The organism is Amycolatopsis sp. NPDC004625, from assembly GCF_040609695.1.
Lineage (GTDB): Bacteria > Actinomycetota > Actinomycetes > Mycobacteriales > Pseudonocardiaceae > Amycolatopsis.
This window is the reverse complement of record NZ_JBEXKX010000003.1, coordinates 294,767-317,101: the sequence shown is the minus strand read 5'-3', so window position 1 is coordinate 317,101 and position 22,335 is coordinate 294,767. Positions and strand designations below refer to the sequence as shown.

The 22,335-nt window shown below is 74.1% G+C and carries 18 protein-coding genes; 15 read left to right on the top strand and 3 right to left on the bottom strand.

What is annotated here, in order from left to right:
* The first annotated feature begins 19 nt into the window (after window positions 1-19).
* Window positions 20-1,270: a hypothetical protein gene (locus ABZW17_RS05135; protein ID WP_354809790.1), complete on the top strand. Its 1,251-nt coding sequence runs from the start codon at window positions 20-22 to the stop codon at window positions 1,268-1,270.
* Window positions 1,271-1,276: 6 nt separating this feature from the next.
* On the opposite strand, the gene ABZW17_RS05130 is transcribed toward ABZW17_RS05135, so the two are convergent.
* The 3 genes from ABZW17_RS05130 to ABZW17_RS05120 form a co-directional block, all read right to left on the bottom strand.
* The gene (locus ABZW17_RS05130) at window positions 1,277-2,779 is read right to left on the bottom strand and encodes a hypothetical protein (RefSeq protein ID WP_354809788.1); all 1,503 of its coding nucleotides are present in this window, start codon (window positions 2,777-2,779) and stop codon (window positions 1,277-1,279) included.
* A 66-nt stretch (window positions 2,780-2,845) separates the two neighbouring features.
* Entirely contained in the window at window positions 2,846-3,046 is a 201-nt protein-coding gene (locus tag ABZW17_RS05125) for a hypothetical protein (RefSeq protein WP_354809786.1), read from the bottom strand.
* Window positions 3,043-3,462, bottom strand: coding sequence for a DUF6010 family protein (locus ABZW17_RS05120; RefSeq protein WP_354809785.1), 420 nt, complete (start codon window positions 3,460-3,462; stop codon window positions 3,043-3,045). The genes ABZW17_RS05125 and ABZW17_RS05120 overlap by 4 nt, the downstream gene beginning before the upstream one ends.
* Window positions 3,463-3,578: 116 nt before the next feature.
* Here ABZW17_RS05120 and ABZW17_RS05115 point away from each other — a divergent pair, with 116 nt between their 5' ends.
* From ABZW17_RS05115 to ABZW17_RS05050, 14 genes are all read left to right on the top strand, one after another.
* Window positions 3,579-4,595, top strand: coding sequence for an SDR family oxidoreductase (locus ABZW17_RS05115; RefSeq protein WP_354809783.1), 1,017 nt, complete (start codon window positions 3,579-3,581; stop codon window positions 4,593-4,595).
* Complete coding sequence (locus ABZW17_RS05110) at window positions 4,592-5,482, top strand: alpha/beta hydrolase (protein ID WP_354809781.1); 891 nt, start codon at window positions 4,592-4,594, stop codon at window positions 5,480-5,482. Before ABZW17_RS05115 ends, ABZW17_RS05110 begins: the two co-directional genes overlap by 4 nt.
* A 53-nt stretch (window positions 5,483-5,535) precedes the next feature.
* On the top strand, window positions 5,536-6,177 hold the full coding sequence (locus ABZW17_RS05105) for a TetR/AcrR family transcriptional regulator (RefSeq protein WP_354809779.1): 642 nt from the start codon (window positions 5,536-5,538) through the stop codon (window positions 6,175-6,177).
* A gap of 359 nt (window positions 6,178-6,536) precedes the next feature.
* Window positions 6,537-8,006, top strand: a complete 1,470-nt coding sequence (locus tag ABZW17_RS05100) for an amidohydrolase family protein (protein ID WP_354809777.1) — start codon at window positions 6,537-6,539, stop codon at window positions 8,004-8,006.
* Window positions 8,003-9,124 (top strand): M20 family metallopeptidase, encoded by a 1,122-nt coding sequence (locus tag ABZW17_RS05095; RefSeq protein WP_354809775.1) that lies wholly within the window; start codon window positions 8,003-8,005, stop codon window positions 9,122-9,124. The genes ABZW17_RS05100 and ABZW17_RS05095 overlap by 4 nt, the downstream gene beginning before the upstream one ends.
* Before the next feature lie 23 nt (window positions 9,125-9,147).
* Window positions 9,148-10,041, top strand: coding sequence for a GNAT family N-acetyltransferase (locus ABZW17_RS05090; protein WP_354809773.1), 894 nt, complete (start codon window positions 9,148-9,150; stop codon window positions 10,039-10,041).
* A complete protein-coding gene (menC, locus tag ABZW17_RS05085; protein ID WP_354809771.1) occupies window positions 10,038-11,141 on the top strand; it encodes an o-succinylbenzoate synthase in 1,104 nt (367 codons plus the stop codon). Before ABZW17_RS05090 ends, menC begins: the two co-directional genes overlap by 4 nt.
* Before the next feature lie 18 nt (window positions 11,142-11,159).
* A complete protein-coding gene (locus ABZW17_RS05080) occupies window positions 11,160-12,545 on the top strand; it encodes a serine hydrolase domain-containing protein (protein WP_354809769.1) in 1,386 nt (461 codons plus the stop codon).
* Window positions 12,542-13,432, top strand: coding sequence for a serine hydrolase (locus tag ABZW17_RS05075; RefSeq protein ID WP_354809767.1), 891 nt, complete (start codon window positions 12,542-12,544; stop codon window positions 13,430-13,432). The genes ABZW17_RS05080 and ABZW17_RS05075 overlap by 4 nt, the downstream gene beginning before the upstream one ends.
* Window positions 13,429-15,012: an ABC transporter substrate-binding protein gene (locus ABZW17_RS05070; RefSeq protein WP_354809765.1), complete on the top strand. Its 1,584-nt coding sequence runs from the start codon at window positions 13,429-13,431 to the stop codon at window positions 15,010-15,012. The genes ABZW17_RS05075 and ABZW17_RS05070 overlap by 4 nt, the downstream gene beginning before the upstream one ends.
* Window positions 15,009-15,989, top strand: a complete 981-nt coding sequence (locus tag ABZW17_RS05065) for an ABC transporter permease (protein ID WP_354809763.1) — start codon at window positions 15,009-15,011, stop codon at window positions 15,987-15,989. Before ABZW17_RS05070 ends, ABZW17_RS05065 begins: the two co-directional genes overlap by 4 nt.
* Before the next feature lies 1 nt (window position 15,990).
* Entirely contained in the window at window positions 15,991-17,871 is a 1,881-nt protein-coding gene (locus ABZW17_RS05060) for a dipeptide/oligopeptide/nickel ABC transporter permease/ATP-binding protein (RefSeq protein ID WP_354809761.1), read from the top strand.
* Window positions 17,868-18,824 (top strand): ABC transporter ATP-binding protein, encoded by a 957-nt coding sequence (locus ABZW17_RS05055; protein ID WP_354809759.1) that lies wholly within the window; start codon window positions 17,868-17,870, stop codon window positions 18,822-18,824. The genes ABZW17_RS05060 and ABZW17_RS05055 overlap by 4 nt, the downstream gene beginning before the upstream one ends.
* Entirely contained in the window at window positions 18,821-22,126 is a 3,306-nt protein-coding gene (locus ABZW17_RS05050) for a serine hydrolase (protein ID WP_354809757.1), read from the top strand. Before ABZW17_RS05055 ends, ABZW17_RS05050 begins: the two co-directional genes overlap by 4 nt.
* The last annotated feature ends 209 nt before the right edge of the window (window positions 22,127-22,335 follow it).

The window sequence follows — 22,335 nt, the reverse complement described above, 5'->3', positions numbered from 1 at the left end:
CGCTGGCGTACTGGCTCCCATGCGAATTCGGAAAGTTCTCCTCCTCGCGCTGGCCGTGGCGGCCGGTGCGCTGGCGTGGCCCGGGACGGCGAGCGCGGCCTACAGCGATCCGCTGACGACGACGGCCAAGCAGAACCTGGTCTGGCACGCCACCCCGGCCGCCGCGCTGACCGCGCTGGACAACGCGCTGCCGAACGTCAGCCTCAACACCGTCGTCAACGACCCCAGCTACCCCATGACCGGCTGCACCGGCGCGGAAAAGGCCGCGCTGCCGAAGGCGCCGGCGGCCACCAGGTCGATGTGCTGGGACGCCGACCGCGCCGGGACGACGACGTGGAGCCCGCAGGGCATCACGACCTCCGGCGACGCCGACGACGACGGCATGTGGGGCAACGACAGGATCATCCTGTCCGGATGGCACGGCACCGACGCGCTCGGCCGCTACAACGACGCGCGGATCCAGGCGATCGACTACGACGACCCCGCCTCGCCGTCGTACCGGATGTTCTACCTGGCCGTGCCCAACAGCACCGGCAGCAGCTTCTCCGCGGCGCAGGCCCACATGGGCGGGATGGCCTGGTACGGCGACAAGATCTACGTGACGGCCGAAGGCAGCACCTCGACCGCCATCCGCGTGTTCAGCACCAAGCACATCCTGCAGATGACCGACACGACGTCGAACGCGATCGGCAGGACCTCGGGCGGGTACGCCGCCTACACCTACAAGTACGCGATGATGCAGATCGGCTACTACACCTACGCGGGCGGCACCTGCAGCATGGCCTCCGACACGGGCGTGCCGTGCTTCTCGTCGATGTCGCTGGACCGCAGCACGTCCCCGGCGTCGATCGTGACGACGGAGTACTTCTCCGACCAGACCCTCCACGGCCGCCTCTACCGCTACCCGACGGGCACGGACTACCTGCTGGCGGCGTCGTCCGGCACGGTGGCCGCGTCGGAGGCGTTCCGCAGCTCGGTGGGCAACATGCAGGGCGTGCTGTCCCACGACGGCAAGTGGTACGTCGCCCACAGCTCGGCCACGACCAACGGCCAGCTCTGGACCCAGACCACGGCGAAGAGCACCTCCGCCACGTGCGGATCGACGTCGACGACGGCCTGCTGGGCGGTCCACCCCGAGGCGCTCACCTACGACTGGTCGACCGGCCTGGTGTGGTCCCAGTCGGAGTGGTCGACGGCCGACTGCACGGCGAAGGACCAGGTCTGCGGGCGTGCGGTGTTCGCGGTGCCGCTGTCCTCGCTGGCTTCGTGACGCGGGTCAGCTGACCGGTGCCGCCGGCTCGGGTTCCCGGGCCGGCGGCACGGCCGTTTCGGGACGGCGGCGGCGGTTCCACAGCTCCCGGCCCCGCCGCAGCACGACCGGCGCCACCATCACGCACAACGACATCGCCGTGACGTCGAGCAGGTACGCCGCCAGCCACAGGTGCTTCGCGATCTCGAAGTACCCGTCGCCGACCACCGCCATCGCCGCGATGCCGAGCGCGCTCGTCACCGCCACGCCGGCGACCGTCCCGTAGCGGGTCGTCGACCGGTGGCGGCGCACCAGCGCCACCACCGCGGCGGCCAGGCCGAGCAGGACGAGCAGGGCGGGCAGCCACGGGATGCCCATCCCGTCGAGCCACTGCTGGAACGTCGTCGCGTCGCCGCCCATGTCGCCGCTGACCGGGGCCGAGCCGTCCGGGGGCCGGCTGACCGGGCTCCACGGCTGGTCCGGCAGGTAGGGCAGGCTCCGGCCGAGCGTCGCCTGCAGGCCGATGCCGATCGCGTGGACCAGCACGAACGGGTGCTCCAGCAGCAGGTCCCACGCCTTGTGCTTGACCGTGCTGGGGTCCTCCAGCAGCACGTCGGAGCCGGCGAGCGCTTCGGGGCCCTCCGGGTAGTACGCGTGCCCGGCGCTGCTCTGCGCGGACTCGGGCAGGCCGAGCCGGGGCGCCGAGCCGGGCAGTTCGGCCAGGGTCAGGGTGTAGACGACGTTGACGGCGTTGACGTCGGCGTAGTTGCGTTCCTGCCAGGCGAGGTTCGCCCGCACCGGGGCGATGATCTCCAGCACGAGCAGGATGGCCAGGGCGGGACCCACGATCCGGCCGGTCCACCACCGGCCGCCGCCCGGCCGGGCGGCGGTGACCGCGCAGACGAGCACGGCCAGCACGAACAGCGGCAGGAACCCGATCTTCGCCAGCCCGCCCACGACCCCGCCGGCGGCAACCAGGACGAGCGCGGCCAGCCGCGCGAAGCCGTCACCGGCCCGGGTCGCGGCGATCACCGCGACCCCGAGCAGCAGCGTGTAGGCGCCGAACAGCCCGGCCGGCTCGGCGAAGGTGGAGATGAACAGCCGCGCGAAGGACGGTTCGAGCAGCGGCAGCAGCGGCGGCACGAGGAACAGCAGCCGCAGCGGGCCGCGCGCCTGCACCGCCCAGGCCGCGAGCAGCGTGACCAGGAAGACCAGCAGCACGTACAGCCAGCCGAGCTTGACCAGGCTGAACGCGCCACCCCCGTTGGCGACGGATCCGAACAGCACCGCGGCGCTGGACGGCTGCGGGTCCGGGCACGGCGTGCCCCGCCCGAAGTCCAGCACGACCCCGCCCAGCCAGCTCGCTTTGTGGTTCGGCGTGGCGGGCGTCAGCCCGGGCCCGCAGAACAGCCGGTAACCGTCCCCGTTGTCCCCGGCGCCGGTCGGTGTCCCGCCCAGCAGACCGAGCACCAGTGCCAGAGCGAGCGCGGCGACCGCCGCGGTCGCCGTGGCGATCCCCACCCTCTTCATGCCGGTCAGCGTAGGTGGTCGGTTCGCCGGGTGGTTCCGGAACACCCGAAACCGGCGGTTCCGTCCTCAGGCTCCGGGGTGTCCGCAGGCGTAGACGTTCGCCGACGCGAGTGTCACGCAGGCCGGGCAGGTGTTCACCGGCCGGTCGCGGCGGCCGTGGTAGGGGTGGCGGGCGCCGCACAACGCCGTGATCACGTCCCCGGGGCGCGGATCCGGGTGGCAGCGGGGGCAGTAGGCGTGCGCGGCGCGTTCGACCTCGGCACTCATGCCGTGCCGGGTACCCCCGGCGGCCGGGTACCAACCCGCCGCCGGGTCCACACCGGCCGGCCGCCGGTGAAGCACCAGATCGCGATCACCGGGTCGCAGATCGCGCAGCCGAACGACGAGCCGTGGGCGAACGGGAGGATCGGCTGGCCCTTGAGGTGGTGGACGACGTCCCAGCCGGTGTGCAGCAGCCAGCCGATCCCGATGAACGTCCACGAGTCGAGCCCGCGGAACGCGACGTAGGTCAGCACCGCGCAGAACACCAGCTCCCACGGCCCGAGCGCGCCGCCGGAGAGGTAGGCCGCGCCCGCGCCGCCGACCATCACCGCGTTGAAGCGCCGCCGGTGCGGCTCGGGGATCGGGGAGTTGAGCAGGACGTAGAGGAGGCCGATGAGGATCGGCGCCACGATCTCGATCACCGGTCCGACGCTAGGAACCCGCCCGCTCGGCGGCCAGTGGCTGAACAGCCACGCTCCACCGGGATCTCGCCACTATTACGTCAAGCGATTGATTTAAAATCGGGTATGCTGCCGCCATGACCACCACGGAACCGCTCACGGCGGACACCCCGATCGGCGAGTGGGTCGCCCACCCCGACGGCGGTCCGCTCATCCGCACCCTGCTCGCCGAGGCGGGCGTCGACGAGACCGTCCTGGCGCCGGTCCGGCTGCTGCCGCTGCGCCAGCTGGTCGCCCTCAGCCAGGGCCGGCTGGCCCAGGACGTCGTCGACGACCTCGTCAGCCGCGCCAACCACGGCGTGGTCCCGGAGCCCGGGGCCGGCCGGAGCGGGTGGCGGGAGCGGATCGTGCCCGGCCGGTTCGAGGGCCGGACCGTCGTGGTGACCGGCGCCGCCTCCGGGATCGGGCGGGCCACCGCGTCGCGGATCGCCCGCGAAGGCGGCCGGGTCGTCGCGGTCGACGTCTCCGCCGGCCGGCTCGACGAGTTCGCCGCCGACCTCGGCTCGCCGGAGCTGGTCGCGGTCCCGGCCGACATCACCGACTCCGGCGGCGTGGCACGGATCCTCGCCGCCGCGGGCCCGCGCATCGACGGGCTGGCGAACGTCGCCGGCGTCGTCGACGACTTCTCGCCGGCGCACGAGGTCACGGACGAGCTGTGGCGGCGCGTCTTCGCCGTCAACGTCGACGGGACGTTCCGGCTCATCCGCGCGGTCGTCCCGGCGATGCTCGAAGCGGGCGCCGGCGCCATCGTGAACGTCGCTTCCGAAGCGGCGCTGCGCGGCTCGGCCGCCGGGATCGCCTACACCGCCTCGAAGCACGCCGTCGTCGGGATCACCCGCAGCTGCGCCTTCATGTACGGGCCGCACGGCATCCGCGTCAACGCCGTCGCGCCGGGCGGCGTCGCCACCGGGATGGGGATGCACGCCGAGCCGTCGGCGTTCGGGCAGGGCCGGATCGGGGAGTTCCTCGGGCTGATCCCGCCCATCGCCACCGCGGAGCAGCTGGCCGCGTCGATCACCTTCCTGCTCGCCGACGACGGCGTGAACGTCAACGGCGCCCTGCTGCCGTCCGACGGCGGCTGGTCGGTGCAGTGACCGTGCCGCTGTCCGCGGTGGCGCCCGAGCTGCGCGGGCGGGTCCGGCGGATGCCGCGCCTGCCGCTGGAGCGGGCCTGGGTGCGGCGCCTGGTGCGGGCGGCGACCGCGCGGATGCGGCCGCCGTCGCGGCCGGACGTCACCGTCGAGCTGCACCCCGGCCTGCGGGTGTACCGGCCGCGGACGCCGCAGTCGGACCTCACGCTGCTGTGGATCCACAGCGGCGGCCTGGTCATCGGCGGCGCGGCCCAGGACGACCGGTTCTGCGCCGGGACGGCGGCCGAGCTCGGCATCACCGTGGTGTCGGCCGAATACCGGCTGGCGCCGGAAAACCCGTACCCGGCGGCGCTCGACGACTGCCACGCCGCCTGGACGTGGCTGCGGGGCGACGTCGCCGCGGAGCGGGTGGTCGTCGGCGGGCAGAGCGCGGGCGGCGGGCTCGCGGCGGCGCTCGTGCAGCGCCTGCACGACGAGGGCGAGCGGCCGCGCGCGCAGTGGCTGTTCTGCCCGATGCTCGACGACCGCACCGCCGCCCGGCGCGCGCTCGACGACGCCGGCCACCGCGTCTGGGACAACCGCCTCAACCGCTTCGGCTGGCGCGCTTACCTCGGGACCGAACCCGGCGCACCGGTCGTGCCGCGCTACGCCGTGCCGGCCCGCCGCGACGACGTCACCGGGCTGCCGGAGACGTGGATCGGCGTCGGGGACATCGACCTGTTCCACGACGAAGCCGCCGGATACGCCCGGCGCCTGCGCGCGGCCGGCGTCGGCACGACGTTCCACGTCGCGCCCGGCGGGCCGCACGGGTTCGAGGCGTGGGCGCCGTCGAGCGGGTTCAGCCGCCGCTACCTGGCCACGGCCCGGGCGTGGCTGGGCCGGCTCCGGTGACCGCATCCGTAAGGTGGGTTCCGGCAGAGCGTTCGGGTGATGCGGGTGGGTGGATGAACGTCAAGGCGGATCGCGCGAGTGCCACGCGGGAGAGCATCCTCGTGACGGCGGAGCGGTTGTTCGCCGAGCACGGGGTGCACGCGGTGTCGAACCGGCACATCAGCGAGGCGGCCGGGCAGGGCAACAACGCCGCGGTCAACTACCACTTCGGGACCAAAGTGGACCTGGTCCGCGCGATCGCCCGCAAGCACTTCGGCCGCATCGAGCGGCTGCGCGAGGACCTGCTCGAGACCATCGACGGCGACGGCGAGCTGCGCGACTGGGTGGCCTGCCTGGTCCGCCCGTCGACGAGCTACCTGCACGAGCTGGGCTCGCCGACGTGGTTCGCGCGGTTCAGCGCCCAGGTGATGACCGACCCGGCGTTGCGGGCGATCCTCGCGGAGGAGTCGCTGTCCTCCCCGGTCCTCGCCCGCACGGTCGAGGGCCTGAACCGCTGCCTGCACGGCCTCCCCCCGGAGGTCCGCGCCGAGCGCGGCGACATGGCCCGCCAGCTGATGATCCACATGACGGCGGAGCGCGAGCGAGCCCTGGCGGAGGGCACCCCGACCCCGCGAGCGAGCTGGAACGACGCGGGAACGGGCTTGATCGACGCGATCACGGGCCTGTTGCTGGCCCCGGTGACCCCGGCGTCCTGACCGGGCCGGCTCGCGTACCCAGCCGGTCGGGTCGCGTACCTGGGCGGTCGGTTGGCGTGCCTGGGCGGTCGGTTGGCGTACCTCGAGGGTCGGTTCGCGTGCCTGGGCGGTCGGTTCGCGTGTCGCGCATCCCGCGAGCACGCGGGTGCGCCCCGGTCGAGTGCGCACCCGTACCTGGGTGGTCGGCTCGCGTACCTGAGCGGTCGGCTCGCGTACCCAGGTGGTCGGTTCGCGTACCCAGGGGGTCGGTTCGTCCGGGCGGATGGATCTCGCCGCCGGGATTCGTCGGCGTGCACGAACGGCCGCGGGCCGAATCCTCCTAACGTCACCTCGATCGGGCGGTGACGAGGAGGCGGCGGGTGCGGACACTCTTGCGGGGCGGGCGGGTCGTCGATCCGGGGAGCGGGTTCGACGGTGTCGCCGACGTGCTGCTGTCCGAGGCCGGGATCGAGGCCGTCGGTGCGAACCTGACGGCCGACGCCGCCGAAGTCGACGTCCGGGGGCTTGTCGTCGGGCCCGGGTTCGTCGACCTGCACAGCCACGTGCACGCGATCGCCGGGCAGCGGCTGCAGGCCGTGGACGGCGTCACCACCGCGCTCGACCTCGAAGCCGGCCTGATGCCCGTCGAGCGGGCCTACGCCGAGGCCGCCGCGGCCGGGCGGCCGCTGCACTACGGCTTCTCCGCCTCCTGGGGCGCCGCCCGGGCGCAGGTGCTCGCCGGCATCGCGCCCGACGCGAACATCGGCAGCGGCCTGGCCGTGCTCGGGAACCCCGCGTGGCAACGCTCCTCGTCGCCGAAGGAACTGGCCGCCTGGCTGTCGCTGCTGGACACCGAGCTCGCGGCCGGCGCCCTCGGCATCGGCGTCCTCATGGGCTACGCGCCGCAGTCGGCGCCCGCGGAGTTCCTCGCCGTCGCCCACCTCGCCGCGCTGGCCGGGGTGCCGACCTACACCCACGTCCGCGAGCTCGTCGAGGTCGACCCCGCGATCCCGGTCGACGGCTCCACGGAGATCGTCGCCGCGGCGGGGGAGACCGGCGCCGCGATGCACCACTGCCACGTCAACAGCACCTCCGGCCACCACCTCGACCGCGTCCTCGCCACCCTCGGCGACGCCCGGCGCGCCGGCTCCCGCGTCACCGTCGAGGCCTACCCCTACGGCGCCGGCAGCACCGCCGTCGGCGCCGCCTTCATCGAGCCGGAACGCCTGCGGATGAAGGGACTCCGCCCGTCGAGCGTGGTCATCCTCGAAACCGGGGAGCGCGTGCGCGACGAGGGCCGCCTGCGGCAGCTGCGCCGGGACGACCCGGGTGCGCCGTGCCTGCTCGAGTTCCTCGACGAGGACAACCCCCGGGAACGCGCCCTGCTGCACCGGGCACTGGCCTTCCCCGACGCCGTTGTGGCCAGCGACGCCATGCCCGTCCACTGGCCGGACGGCCGCACCGAAAGCACCGAGTGGCCGCTGCCGCCCGGCGGCACGACGCACCCGCGCACCGCGGGCACCTTCGCCAAGACCCTGCGGCTGATGGTCCGCGAAACGGGCGCCTGGAGCTGGCTCGAAGCGTTCCGGCGCTGTTCGTACCTGCCCTCGCGGCTGCTCGACGACGTCGCGCCCGCCGCCCGCGGCAAGGGCCACCTGGGCGCCGGGGCCGACGCCGACGTCGTCGTCCTCGATCCCGACCGGGTCACCGACACCGCCACCTACGCCGAGCCGACGCGGCCTTCACAGGGGGTCCGGCACCTGTACGTCGCCGGAGTTCCGGTGATCGCCGAGGGAAAGCTCGACGCGGAAGCGCTGCCCGGCCGGCCGCTGCGGGGTGAGCCGCGGTGATCGACGACATCGAGGCGCTCGTCCGCTGCGAATCGCCGTCGGCCGACCACGAAGCCGTCGCGCGCAGCGCCGAGGTCGTCGCCGGGATCGGCCGCCGCCTGCTCGGCGTCGAGCCCGAACGGATCGTCACCGACGGCTGCACGCACCTGCGCTGGCGGTTCGGCGACGGCCCGCCGCGCGTCCTGCTGCTCGGCCACCACGACACCGTGTGGCCCCTGGGATCCCTGCGCACGCACCCCTTCGAAGTCCGCGACGGGATCCTGCGCGGACCCGGCTGCTTCGACATGAAGGCCGGGGTGGTGATGGCCCTGCACGCGGCCGCCGCGCTGCCCGACCGTGACGGCCTCGCGATCCTCGTCACCGGCGACGAGGAAATCGGCTCGCCGCGTTCCCGCCCCTTGATCGAAGGGGAGGCCAAGAGCTGCGACGCGGTGTTCGTGCTCGAAGCCTCGGCCGACGGCGGCGCGCTGAAGACCCGCCGCAAAGGCGTTTCCCTCTACCGCGTCGAGGTCGAAGGCCGCGCCGCGCACGCCGGGCTCGAACCGGAAAAGGGCGTCAACGCGGGGGTCGAAATCGCCCACCAGATCCTCGCGATCGCCGCGCTCGCCGACGCGGGCCGGGGCACCACCGTGGTGCCGACCGCGCTGAGCGCCGGGACCACGACGAACACCGTGCCCGCCGAGGCGAGCGTCGCCGTCGACGTGCGGGTGTGGGACGCGGCCGAACAGGAGCGCGTCGACCGCGCCATCAGAAGTCTCGCGCCGGTGGACGAAGCGGCCCTGATCCACATCGCCGGCGGCATCAACCGCGCACCGCTGGACGCGGAAGCGTCTTCGGAGCTGTTCGTGCTCGCGAACGAACTCGCCGCCGGGACGCTCACCCAGGCCGCGGTCGGCGGCGCGTCGGACGGCAATTTCACCGCCGGACTGGGCGTTCCGACGCTCGACGGCCTCGGCGCGGTCGGCGGCGGAGCCCACGCCGACGACGAACACGTCGTCGTCGCCGAGCTGCCCCGGCGCACCGCGCTGCTCGCCACGCTCACGGAAACCGTTCTGGCGCGGGGGAATTCGTCCGCGCCGACGAACGAACCGGGTGAATCCCGTGCGGGACAACGGTGACCCGGCGCGAGCGTCCGGAAAGGATGGTGGGCGTGACAGAAGTCGTGACGAACACAGCCCCGCCGCTGCGGGACGAGGCCGCCGCCGCGGCGGCCGGCGCCGCGCTCGCCTCCGGCGTCCGGATCCGGACCCTGACCGAGGTCACCGAGCTGGCCGCCGTGTCGCAGCTCTTCGAATCGATCTGGCAGCGCGCCCCGCGCGATCCCCTGGTGACGGCCGAGCTGCTGCGGGCCATGGTGTCGGCGGGCAACTACGTGGCCGGCGCGTTCGACGGCCCCGAACTGCTCGGCGCCTGCTTCGGGTTCTTCGGCGAGCCGGCGAAGGGAGGACTGCACAGCCACATCGCCGGCGTCGCGGCCCCCGGGCACGGCCGCGGCATCGGCTTCGCGCTCAAGCTGCACCAGCGCGCGTGGGCGCTGCGCCAGGGTGTCACGGCGATCTCGTGGACGTTCGACCCGCTGGTGCGCCGCAACGCCCACTTCAACCTGACCAAGCTGGCCGCCCGCCCGGAGCTCTACCTGCCCGACTTCTACGGCCGGATGCAGGACGGCATCAACAGCACCGGCGACACCGACCGCCTGATGGTCGCCTGGGACCTGACGAGCCCGGCCGTCCGGGCGGCCGCCGCGGGCCGGCCGGACCGGGTGGACGCGGCGGCGCTGCGGGCTCGGGGCGCCGCGGTCGCGCTGGCGGCGGATCCCGCCGGCGCGCCGGTCACCGGCCCCGCGGACGCGCCGGTGGTGCTCGTCGCCGTGCCACCGGACATCGAGGCGCTCCGGCGCGCCGACCCCGGGCTGGGCCGCGCGTGGCGGGTCGCCGTGCGGGACGTGCTGGGCGGCCTGCTCGCCGAGGGGGCCGCGGTCACCGGATTCGATCGTGCCGGCTGGTACGTGGTCGCGAGGGAGCAGTCGTCGTGAAACTCACCGGGGTGGAACTCCTGCGCGTGCGGATGCCCTTGGTGGCGCCGTTCCGGACGTCGTTCGGCACGCAGGCCGACCGCGAACTGCTGCTCCTGCGGGCGGTGACGTCCGAGGGCGAAGGCTGGGGCGAGTGCGGGGCGATGGCCGGCCCGCTCTACTCCTCGGAGTACATCGACGGCGTCGAACACGTGCTGCGTGCCTTCCTCGTGCCCGCGCTCCTCGCCGCCGGAGACCTCACGGCGCACCGGGTCGCGCCGCTGCTGGCGAAGTTCAAGGGCCACCGGATGGCCAAGGCCGCGCTGGAGATGGCGGTGCTCGACGCCGAACTGCGGGCGCGCGGCAGCTCCTTCGGCACCGCTCTGGGGTCCACAACGGACTCGGTGCCGTGCGGGGTGTCCGTCGGGATCATGGACTCGATCCCGCAGCTGCTCGACGTCGTCGGCGGTTACCTCGACGCCGGGTACCTCCGGATCAAGCTGAAGATCGAACCCGGCTGGGACGTCGAGCCGGTCCGCGCGGTCCGCGAGCGCTTCGGCGACGACATCCTGCTGCAGGTCGACGCGAACACGGCGTACACGCTCTCGGACGTGCCGCAGCTGCAGCGGCTGGACCCGTTCGGGCTGCTGCTGATCGAGCAGCCCCTGGAAGAGGAGGACGTGCTCGGCCACGCCGAGCTCGCCCAGCACCTCCGCACGCCGATCTGCCTGGACGAGACCGTCGTTTCGGCGCGGTCGGCGGCGGCCGCGATCCGGCTCGGCGCCTGCCGGATCGTCAACATCAAGCCGAGCCGGGTCGGCGGCTACCTCGAAGCCCGGCGGGTGCACGACGTCTGCGCCGCGCACGGCATCCCGGTCTGGTGCGGCGGGATGCTGGAAACCGGGCTGGGCCGGGCCGCCAACGTCGCGCTGGCGTCGCTGCCCGGGTTCACCCTGCCCGGCGACACCTCGGCGTCGGACCGGTTCTACCGCACCGACATCACCGAACCGTTCGTCCTCGAAGCCGGCCGGCTGCCGGTGCCGTCCGGCCCCGGCCTCGGCGTCACCCCGATCCCTGAGCGGCTGGCCGAAGTGACCACCGCGAAGTCCTGGCTCGCCTAGCGAAACGAGAGGCTCCCCATGCCGAAACTCCCCGAACTCTCCGCCTGGCTCGAAACCCGCCTCCCCGCCCTGCTCGCCGAGCACAAGGTGCCCGGCGCGGCCGTCGCCGTGTACGCCGGCGGCGAGATCATCGACCACGCCGCCGGGGTGCTCAACAAGGCCACCGGCGTCGAAGCCGACGCCGACTCGCTGTTCCAGATCGGGTCGATCACCAAGGTCTGGACGACCACGCTGGCCATGCAGCTCGTCGACGACGGCGTGCTCGACCTCGACCAGCCGGTCCGGAAGTACCTGCCGGAGTTCGTGCTCGGCGACGAAGACGCGGCCGCGCGGATCACCGTCCGGCAGCTGATGTGCCACACCGCCGGCTTCGAAGGCGACATCTTCACCGACACCGGCCGCGGCGAAGACCGCATCGAGAAGTACGTCGCCACCCTCGGCGACGTGCCCCAGCTGTTCGCGCCCGGCGAGATGTTCTCCTACAACAACGCCGCCTTCTGCGTGCTCGGCCGGCTCGTGGAAGTGCTGCGCGGCAGGACCTACGACGAGTGCCTGCAGGACCACTTGTTCACCCCGCTCGGCCTGACGCACGCCGCGCAGAGCCCGTACGAGGCGATCCGCTTCCGCGCCGCGCTGGGCCACCTGACGTCCGCGCCCGGCGCCGACCCGGAGCCCGCGGGCATCTGGGCGCTGACGCCGTCCAACGCCCCCGCCGGCTCGATGCTCGCCATGCGCCCGCGCGACCTCGTCACGTTCGCCGCGATGCACCTGCGGGACGGCGAAGGCGCCGACGGCACCCGCGTGCTGAGCGCGGCAAGCGCCCGGGCGATGCGGGAACGCCTGGTGGAGCTGCCCGACCTCGGCCTCTTCGGCGACGCGTGGGGCCTCGGCTGGTCGCTGTTCGACGCGCCCGGCGGGCCGGTCGTCGGCCACGACGGCGGCACGATCGGCCAGTCCGCGTTCCTGCGCGTGGCGCCGGAGCACGGGGTCGCGGTGGCCCTGCTGACCAACGGCGGCGACACGGTCGCCGTCTACACCGAGGTCGTCGGGCACCTCCTGCGCGAGCTGACCGGCATCGAGCTGCGCGTGCCGCCGGTGCCCGACCCGGCCGCGCCGCGCGTGGACGCCTCGCGGTACGTCGGCGAGTACTCCTCGTCGGTGGCGGACGTCGTGGTCAGCCAGGACGCCGACGGGCGCGTCTGGGTCGAGCGCGTCCCGAAGGGCATCTTCGCGGAGCTGGCCAAGCCGGAGAAGACCGAGCTGGTCGCGATGAACGGCGACACGCTCATCCTGGCCGAGCCGATGCAGGGCATGTACATCCCGCACGCCTTCGTCGGCGACGACGGCACCGGCCGCGCGCTGTACCTGCACACCGGGCGCGCCGACCGGCGGGTGACGGCGTGAGCGCGGTCGAGGCGGAGATCGCCGGTGTCTTCGCCGAAGCGGGCGCGCGGGGGTTCCTGCACGCGCGGGAGATCGGCGGCGGGCCGGAGGTGGCGGTCGGCGCGGACGCCCCGGTGGTGCTCGCGTCGGTGTTCAAGATCCCGGTCGCCGTCGCCTACGCCCGGGAAGTGGCGGCGGGACGGCTCGACGAGACGGCCCGGACGCGCGTCGGGCCGCGCTACCGCATCGGCGGCATCGGGACCGCGGGCTGCGCCGACGACGTCGAGATGAGCTGGCGCGACCTGGCGCTGTTCATGCTGACCATGAGCGACAACGCCGCCACCGACGTCGTCTACCACCGGATCGGGGCGGCCGCCGTCGACCGCCTGCTCGCCGACCTCGGCCTGCACCGCACCCGGCTGATCGGCTGCTGCGAAGACCTGTTCGCCTCGGTCCTCGCCGACCTCGGAGCGGCCGAAGGCGCCGACATCGACGCGGTGTTCGCCGGCGCGAGCCCCGAGCAGACGTGGAAGCTCGCGGTCCTGGATCCCGAGCGCACGACGTCGTCCACCCCGCGCGAGATCACCGGGCTGCTCGACGCGGTGTGGACCGACCGCGCCGGCGAACCCGCGGCCTGCGAGCGGGTGCGGTCGATGCTGGCGCGGCAGATCTGGCCGCACCGCCTCTCGTCCGGGTTCTCCTCGGACGTGACCGTCGCGGCCAAGACCGGCACCCTGCCCGCGGTCCGCAACGAGGCCGGCGTCGTGTCCTTCCCGGACGGCCGCCGGTTCGCCGTCGCGGTGTTCACCCGGGCGGACTCCCTGGCCGAGCGGCAACCCGCCGTCGACGCCGCGATCGGCCAGGCCGGCCGGCTCGCCGTGGACCACCTGCGGAAGGAAACCCCATGAAGAACCTCCGGACCGCGGTGGTCCTGCTCGCTCTCGCCGCGACCGCCTGCGGGGGGCCGGGCGGCGCCGGGACGAATACCGGCACCCTGGCCGACGGCAAGACGTTCACCCTCGGGCTGCCGTCGGACCCGGGCAACCTCGACCCGCACATGTCGGTGCTGTCGGTGACCGGCCAGGTCGACCGGTTCCTCTACGACCCGCTGCTCGAACTCGCCCCCGACGGCAAGCCGCTGCCGGCGCTCGCGGAGAAGTGGACCGCCACGAACACGACGGCGTCCTTCACCCTGCGCCCCGGCATCACCTGCGCGGACGGCGGCCCGCTGACCGCCGCCGACGTCGCCGCGAACATCGGGTTCGTCGGCGACCCGGCGAACAAGTCGCCCTACGCCGGCCTGACGATCGCGCCGGGCACGAAGGCCACCGCCGACGAAGCCGACCGGACGGTCACCGTGACCAGCGGCGCGCCCGACGCGTTCCTGCTCCGCAACGTCGGCAGCCTGCCGATCGTCTGCGGCAAGGGGCTGAAGGACCGCAAGCTGCTGGCCACCGGCGGCAGCGGGACCGGCATGTTCGCCGTCACCGAGGTCGTGCCGAACGACCACTACACGTTCACCCGCCGCAAGGACTACACGTGGGGCCCGGGGGACTGGCAGGCGCAGCAGCCGGGCCTGCCGGACAAGGTGGTCGCGCGGGTCATCCCGAACACCTCGACGGTGACGAACCTGCTGCTGTCCGGCGAGGTGAACGCGAGCCAGATCAACGGGCCGGACCGCCAGCGGCTCGAAGCGCGCAAGCTGTACCACGCCGACTTCCTCGCCCCGCTCGGGGAGATCTTCTACAACCAGGCCGCCGGGCGGCCCGGCCAGGACGAGGCCGTGCGGCGCGCGCTGACCCAGGCCCTCGACCTGGCCCAGCTCGGGAAGGTGGTCACCAACGGCACCGGCAAGCCGTCGCAGAGCCTGGTCACCGCCGAGCCGAAGGCGTGCTCGGGCGACACCGTCACCGGCCACCTGCCGAACCACGACCCGGCGGCGGCCGCGTCCACATTGGACGCCGCGGGCTGGAAGGCGGGCGCGGACGGCGTGCGCGTCAAGGGCGGCAAGCAGCTGACGCTCACCGTCCTCTACGGCACCCAGCTCGGCCCGACGATGGCCCCGACCGCCGAACTGGTCCAGCAGACGTGGAAGTCCCTCGGCGCCGAGGTCACGCTCAAGGCCGTGGACAGCCCCGGGCTGTCCCAGGTGCTGTTCGGCACCGGCGAGTGGGAGGTCTCGCTCGGGCCGCTCGGGCTCACCCTGCCCAGCCAGCTGGTGCCGTTCGTGTCCGGTCCGGCCGCGCCCGACGGGACCAACTTCGGCCACATCGCCAACCCGGAGTACGAGCAGGGCGTGAAGCAGGCGGCCGCGATGAGCGGCGAAGCCAGCTGCCCGGCCTGGCAGGCCGCCGAAACGGCGCTGGTCGAGCGCGTCGACGTGGTGCCCTACATCGACTCCGTGGTGCCGTTCTACGCGAGCGGTTCGCGGTTCGAGGTCAGCCAGGGCAGCGTCACGCCGTCGTCGATCCGGATGTACGCGCGATGACCACGGCGGTGGCGCCCGCGCGGCTGCGCGGCGGAGGATGGCCGGCGTTCGCCGCGCGGCGGCTGACCCGGTTCGCCGTCTCGCTGTGGGCGCTGGTCACCGCGGCCTTCCTGATGATCCACCTGGTCCCGGGCGATCCCGTGCGGGCCGCGCTCGGCATGACGGCCCCGGCGGACCTGGTCCGGGCCAAACGGCTGGAGCTCGGCCTCGACGACCCGCTGTGGGTGCAGTACGGGCACTACCTGCGCGGCCTGCTCACCGGGGACTTCGGGACGTCGATGGCGAGCGGCCAGCCGGTCGCGCAGGTGATCGGCGACCGGCTGCCGGCGACCCTGCAGCTGGCCGTCCTGGCCTTCGCGGTCGTCGTCGCCGTCGCGATCCCGGTCGGCGTGACCTTCGCGGTGCTGACCCGCGGCGGCCGCCGCCGGGGGAGCGAACTGGCCTTCACGTCGGTGAGCGCCTTCCTCGCCGCCGTCCCGGAATTCCTGGTGGCCGTCGCGCTGGTGGCGCTGCTCGCGGTGGGTCTCGGGTGGTTCCCGGTGGCCGGCGGCGACGACGCGAGCGCGTACGTGCTGCCGGTCGCGGCGCTGGCCACCGGGCCGTCGGCGGTGCTCGCCCGGATCGTCCGGGTGGAACTGCTTTCCGTGCTGGGCGCCGACTTCGTCCGCACCGCGCGGGCGAAGCGGCTGCCCGCGCGGCTGGTCTACGTCCGGCACGCGCTGCCGAACGCGCTGACCGCGACGCTGACCCTGGGCGGGCTGATGCTGACCGGGATGGTCGCGGGCACGGTGCTGGTGGAGAACGTGTTCGCCTGGCCCGGCCTCGGCTCGACGATCGTGCAGTCGATCCTGCAGAAGGACTACCCGCTGGTGCAGGGGATCGTCCTGGTCTACGGCGTCGGCGTGCTGCTGGTGAACCTGCTGGTCGACGTCGTGCTCGGGCTGCTCGACCCGCGCTCGGCCATTCGGGAGGCGTGAGATGGCCCGACGCGGGACGTGGGCGGCGGCCGTGCGCACGCCGGTGGGCGCGTGCTCGGCGGTGCTGCTGGCCCTGGTGGTCCTCCTGGCCGCGATGGCCCCGCTGCTCTGGGGTGCGGCCGCGGCCGCCGTCGACACCGACGCGATCGGCCAGGGACCGTCCGGGGCGCACCCGTTCGGCACCGACTCCCTCGGCCGCGACCTGCTGCTGCGCACCCTGGTGGCGACCCGCCTGTCGGTCGGGCTGGCCGTGCTCGCCACCGCGATCGGCGCCGGCACCGGGGTCGTGCTCGGGACGCTGCCGTCCGTGCTGCCCCGCCGGGTGGGCCGGCTGCTCACCGCGGTCGTCGACATCGCCGTCGCGTTCCCCGGGCTGCTGCTGGCCCTGTTCCTCGCGGTGATCTTCGGCGTCGGCACGCAGGGCGCGGTGCTGGCCATCGGGTTCGCGACGGCGCCGGCGTTTGCGCGGCTCGTGCAGACGCTGTCGGCGTCGGTCAGCGGGCGCGACTTCGTGGCCGCGGCCCGGATCGCCGGCGTGGGCCGGATCCGGCTGCTGGCCCGGCACGTGCTGCCGAACATCGGCGAGCCGCTGGTCGTCAACGCGACCATCGGGGCGGGTTCGGCGTTGCTGGCCTTCGCCGGGCTGTCGTTCCTCGGCATCGGCGTGCAGGCACCGGACTACGACTGGGGACGGCTGCTGCGCGAAGGGCTGGACGGCATCTACGTCACCCCGGTGGCCGCGCTCGCCCCCGCGGCGGCCGTGGTGCTCGCGGGGCTGGCGTTCAACCTGGTCGGCGAGACGGTCGCCGCGGTGGTCGGGGTCCGGACGCGCCTGACCCGGGTGGCGGCGCCCGCGTCCCCGGCGGCGCGGCCCGCGGTTCCCGAGGCACCCGCGGACGCCGTGCTCGTGGTGGAGAACCTCCGGGTGGCGTTCCCCGGACCGGCCGGCTGGACGGTTCCGGTGCGCGGAGTCAGCTTCAGCGTCCGCGCGGGCGAAGCGATCGGTGTGGTCGGCGAGTCCGGCTCCGGCAAGAGCCTGACCGCGCTGGCCGTCTCCCGCCTGGTCGAGGGGCCGGGTGTGGTCACCGCCGACCGGCTGGAGTTCGCCGGGAAACCCCTGGCGGAGGCGTCGGACCGGGAGCTCGGCACGGCGCTGGCCATGGTGTTCCAGGACCCGATGACGTCGTTCAACCCCGCCCGCCGCGTCGGCGGCCAGCTGGCCGAGGTGTCCGAGCGGCACCACGGCCTGTCCCGGCGCCAGGCGTTCGCCCGCGCGGTGGACCGGCTGGCGGCGGTCCGCGTCCCGGCCGCCGAGCGGCGCGCCCGGCAGTACCCGCACGAGTTCTCCGGCGGCATGCGGCAGCGGGCGATGATCGGCATGGGCCTGATGGGCCGGCCGAAGCTGATCGTGGCCGACGAGCCGACGACCGCGCTCGACGTCACCGTGCAGCGGCAGGTGCTGCGCCTGCTGGCCCGCACGCGCGAAGCGGAGGGCGCGGCGGTGCTGTTGATCAGCCACGACATCGCCGTCGTTTCCCAGACGTGCGAACGGATGCTGGTGATGTACGCCGGCCGGATCGTCGAGGACCTGCCGGCCGGGAGCCCGGCCCGCCACCCGTACACGCGGGCGCTGCTGGCCACCACGGTCGACCTCGACACCGATCGCGACCGGCCCCTCGAGGTGATCCCCGGCCGCCCGCCGGAACCCGACCAGGTGCCCGAAGGCTGCGCGTTCGCCGCCCGGTGCCCGCTGGCGTCGGACCGCTGCCGCACCGAAGACCCGGTGCTCGAAGCCACGGATCGCCGGGGCCACCGCGTCGCCTGCTGGCACCCGCAGGTCACCGTCCTTTCCGGACAGTCGCACGAGGAGGGGGCCGCGTGAGCGCCTTGGAGTTCGACGCGGTGAGCGTCCGCTACGGAAAGCTGACCGCGGTCGACGGCGTCAGCCTGACCGTCCCCGCCGGACAGGTCGTCGGCCTGGTCGGCGAGTCCGGCTCCGGCAAGTCGACCCTCGCGCGGGCCGCGGCCGGGCTCGCCCCGGTCAGCGCCGGGCGGGTGCTGCTCAACGGCGCCGACGTGCGCCGCCTGCCGCGGCGGCGGCCGCTGCAGATGGTGTTCCAGGACCCGTATTCGTCGCTGGACCCGCGGATGGCCGTCGGCGAGTCGATCGCCGAGGCGATGCCGCCGGGGACGTCCCGCGCCGGGCGCCGGGCCGAAGTCGCCCGGCTGCTCGAACTGGTGAACCTGGATCCGGACCGCGCCGCGGCGCTGCCCGGCCGGCTCTCCGGCGGGCAACGGCAGCGCGTCGCGCTCGCCCGGGCGCTCGCGGGGCAGCCGAAGGTGCTGATCGCCGACGAGATCACCTCGGCCCTCGACGTCTCGGTGCAGGGCGCGGTGCTCAACCTCGTGCGGGAGGTGCAGCGGCGGCTTTCGCTGTCGATGCTGTTCATCTCGCACAACCTCGCCGTGGTGCGGTACGTCAGCGACGTCGTCGCGGTGATGTACCTCGGCCGGATCGTCGAGGCCGGGCCCGCCGCGCAGGTCCTCACCGATCCGAAGCACCCGTACACGCGGGACCTGCTGGCCGCCGCGCCGTCGGCCCGCCGGAACCTGCTCGACGACGCGAGCGACGACCCGCTCGCCGACACCGAACCCGCCGACCCGCACCACCCGCCGGCGGGCTGCCGCTACCACCCGCGCTGCCCGATCGGGCCGCTCGTGCACCCCGACCGCACCGTCTGCGTCACCGCCGACCCGGCCGGCGACGCCGCGGGCCGGCCCCACTCCGCGGCGTGCCACTTCGCCGCGACCCATCCCACGAGGAGATCCGCATGACCCGACGTCCCGGCCTCGACGACCTGTACGCCTTCGAGTTCCCCGAGCAGCCCGCGCTCTCGCCCGACGGCGGCCGGATCGCCTACGTGCTGCGCACCGCCGACCGCGCCGAGGACGAGGACACCCGGTCGCTGTGGCTGGTTCCGGTCGGCGACGGTGAGCCGCGCCGGCTCACCCGCGGCCCGGCCGACGTGGCGCCGACGTGGTCGCCGGACGGCACGCGCCTGGCCTTCCTCCGCGCCCAGGACGGCCCGCCGCAGCTGTGGCTGCTGCCGGCCGACGGCGGTGAGCCCGAGCAGGTCACGACGCTCCCGCTCGGCGCGGGAACGCCGGTGTGGCGCCCGGACGGCGCCGAGATCGCCTTCGCCGCTGCGGTGGACCTCGCGGCCGACGAAGGCGAGGACGCCGCCGCCCGCGCCCGTCGCGCGAGCGCTCCCGTGGTCGCCGACCGGGTCGACTTCAAGGCCGACGGCGCCGGTCGGCTGCGGACCCTGCGCAAGCACGTCCACGTCCTCGACCTCGCCACCGGCGAGGTCCGGCGGGTGACGTCGGGAGACTGGCACGCGGGCGACCCCGCGTGGTCGCCGGACGGCCGGCTGCTGGCCTTCCCCGCGGGGCCGGAAGCCGACGCCGACCTGACCTTCCGCTCCGGCGCCTACGTCCTCGAGCCCGGTGGCGAGCCTCGCCTGGCCGGGTCCGGCGACGGCATGTGCGGCGCGGTCGCCTGGACCGCGGACGGCACCGCGCTGCTCACGGTCGGCCGTCGCGACACCGCGCCCGGGCACCTCGGCCTGCTGCGGATCCCGCTGGACGGCGGGGAAACCACCGACCTGGCCGCCCCGCTGGACCGGAACGTCATGCCGGGTGCGCCCGGGTACCCCGGCGCGCTGCCGCAGCTGTCCGGCAGCACCGTGCTGTTCTGCGCCCGCGACCGCGGCCACACCCACCTGTACGCGGTCGACGGTGGCGAGCCGCGGCTCGTCGTGGGCGGCACCGGGACCACCGTGGCGGCCGTGTCCGTCGCCGGGGACACGGCGGCGATCGTGCTGGCCACGCCGACGTCGTACGGGGAGATCGCGACGGTCAGCCTGCCCGGCGGCGAGGTCGAGGTGCGCACCGCGCACGGACCCGCCGACCTCGAGCCGTTCACCCACGAGGAGCGGGAATTCACCGTCTCCGACGGCACGACCGTGGCCGGCTGGCTGCTGCGCGACCCCGCCCGCACCGGCCCGCGCCCGCTGCTGCTGGACATCCACGGCGGCCCGCACAACGCCTGGAGCGGCACCGCCGACGCCGTGCACCTCTACCACCAGGAGCTCGTCGCCCGCGGCTGGGCGGTGCTGCTGCTCAACCCGCGCGGCAGCGACGGCTACGGCGAGGCGTTCTACACCGCGGCGGTCGGGGCCTGGGGCATCGCCGACGCCCAGGACTTCCTCGAGCCCCTGGACGCCCTTGTCGCCGAAGGCGTGGCCGACGCGCGCCGGCTCGCGGTGGCCGGCTACAGCTACGGCGGCTACATGACGTGCTACCTGACCAGCCGGGACGACCGGTTCGCCGCGGCGGTCGCGGGCGGGGTCGTCAGCGACGTCGTCAGCATGGCCGGCACGTCCGACAGCGGCCACTACCTCGGCGTCGCCGAGCTCGGCGCGATCCCGTCGGAGAACCGGGCGCACTACGCGGCGCTTTCCCCGCTGGCGCAGGTGGAAAAGGTGCGCACGCCGACGCTGGTGCTGCACGGCGCCGCCGACGACCGCTGCCCGGCCGGGCAGGCCGAGCAGTGGTTCACCGCGCTGCGCGAGCAGGGCGTGCCGGCGCGGATGGTGCTCTACCCCGGCGCGTCGCACCTGTTCATCCTGAACGGGAAGCCGTCCCACCGCGCGGACTTCAACCGCCGGATCGTCGACTGGGTTGCGCAGTACGCCGGCGAGCCGGGCAAGCCGGCGCTGGTGCCGCTCGACGCCGCGCACTGGCGGCGGCGCCTGGCCGAGCTCGCGCGCAAGCACCGCGTTCCGGGTGCGTCGCTGGGCATCCTGCGCGGCGACGACCGGGTGGTGGCGAGCCACGGCGTGCTGAACACCGCGACCGGCGTCGAGGTCACCGACGACTCGGTGTTCCAGATCGGCTCGATCACCAAGGTCTGGACGGCCACGGTGGCGATGCAGCTGGTCGACGAGGGCCTGCTGGACCTCGACGCCCCGGTCGCCGACGTGCTGCCCGAGCTGCGCCTGGCCGACCCCGACGTCACCAAGCAGCTGACCCTGCGGCACCTGCTCACCCACACGAGTGGCATCGACGGCGACGTCTTCACCGACACCGGCCGCGGCGACGACTGCATCGAGAAGTTCGTCGGCCTGCTGCCGGAGGTCGCGCAGAACCACCCGCTCGGGGCGACGCTGTCGTACTGCAACTCCGGGTTCGTGCTGATCGGCCGGGTGATCGAGAAGCTGACCGGGCAGACCTGGGACGCGGCGCTGCGCGAACGGCTGTTCACCCCGCTGGGGCTCACCCACACGGGGACGTTGCCGGAGGAGGCGCTGCTGCATCGCGCGGCGATGGGCCACGTGGCGGCGGGCGACGGCTCGCCGTCACCGGCGCCGGCGTGGGGCCTCCCGCGCTCGGCGGGCCCGGCCGGCCTGATCACGGCGTCGGCGGCGGACGTCCTGGCCTTCGCGCGGATGCACCTGGCGGGCGGCCTCGACGTGCTGTCGGAGCCGACGGCGGCGGCGATGACCGAGTGGCAGGCCGACATGCCGGACAAGCACACGCTGGGCGACTCGTGGGGCCTCGGCTGGATCCGCTTCGACTGGGACGGCCACCGCGTGATCGGCCACGACGGCAACACGATCGGGCAGTCGGCGTTCCTGCGGCTGCTGCCCTCGCACGGCCTGGCCGTCACGCTGCTCACCAACGGCGGCAACACGCGGGACCTGTACGAGGAGCTGTACCGCGAGATCTTCGCGGCGCTGGCCGGAGTGGCGCTCCCGCAGCCGATCGCGCCCGCCGCGGAGCCGCCTTCGATCGACGCCGCGGAGTTCGTCGGGGTGTACGAGCGCGCGTCGATGCGGATCGAGGTGTTCGAAGGGGAGACGGGCCTGCGGATGCGCCAGACGATCACGGGGCCGATCGCGGCCCTGGTCCCGGAAGCGACGACCGAGCACGACCTGATCCCGATCGGCGGGCCGCAGTTCGTGTTCCGCGAGCCGGGCGCGAAGTCGTGGATCTCGGCGACCTTCTACACGCTGCCGACGGGGGAGCGGTACCTCCACAGCGGCGTCCGCGCGACCCCGAAGGTGCCGGCATGAGCCGGATCACGTCGGGGAACACCGGCGGCGGCGTGGCGTTGTAACGGGTGTCGGTACGGCGGTGTCCCCGGGCCTCACCCCTTGCCTTCACGGAATACCGGTAATGCAGGAGCCGTGTTGAGCCTTTCGCCGCGAGGCGACCCCCGTACCGGCCCCAGAACTCCCGCTTCCGCTCGCAGGTTTCCCCCAGCCTTCGCCGAGCGGAAGCG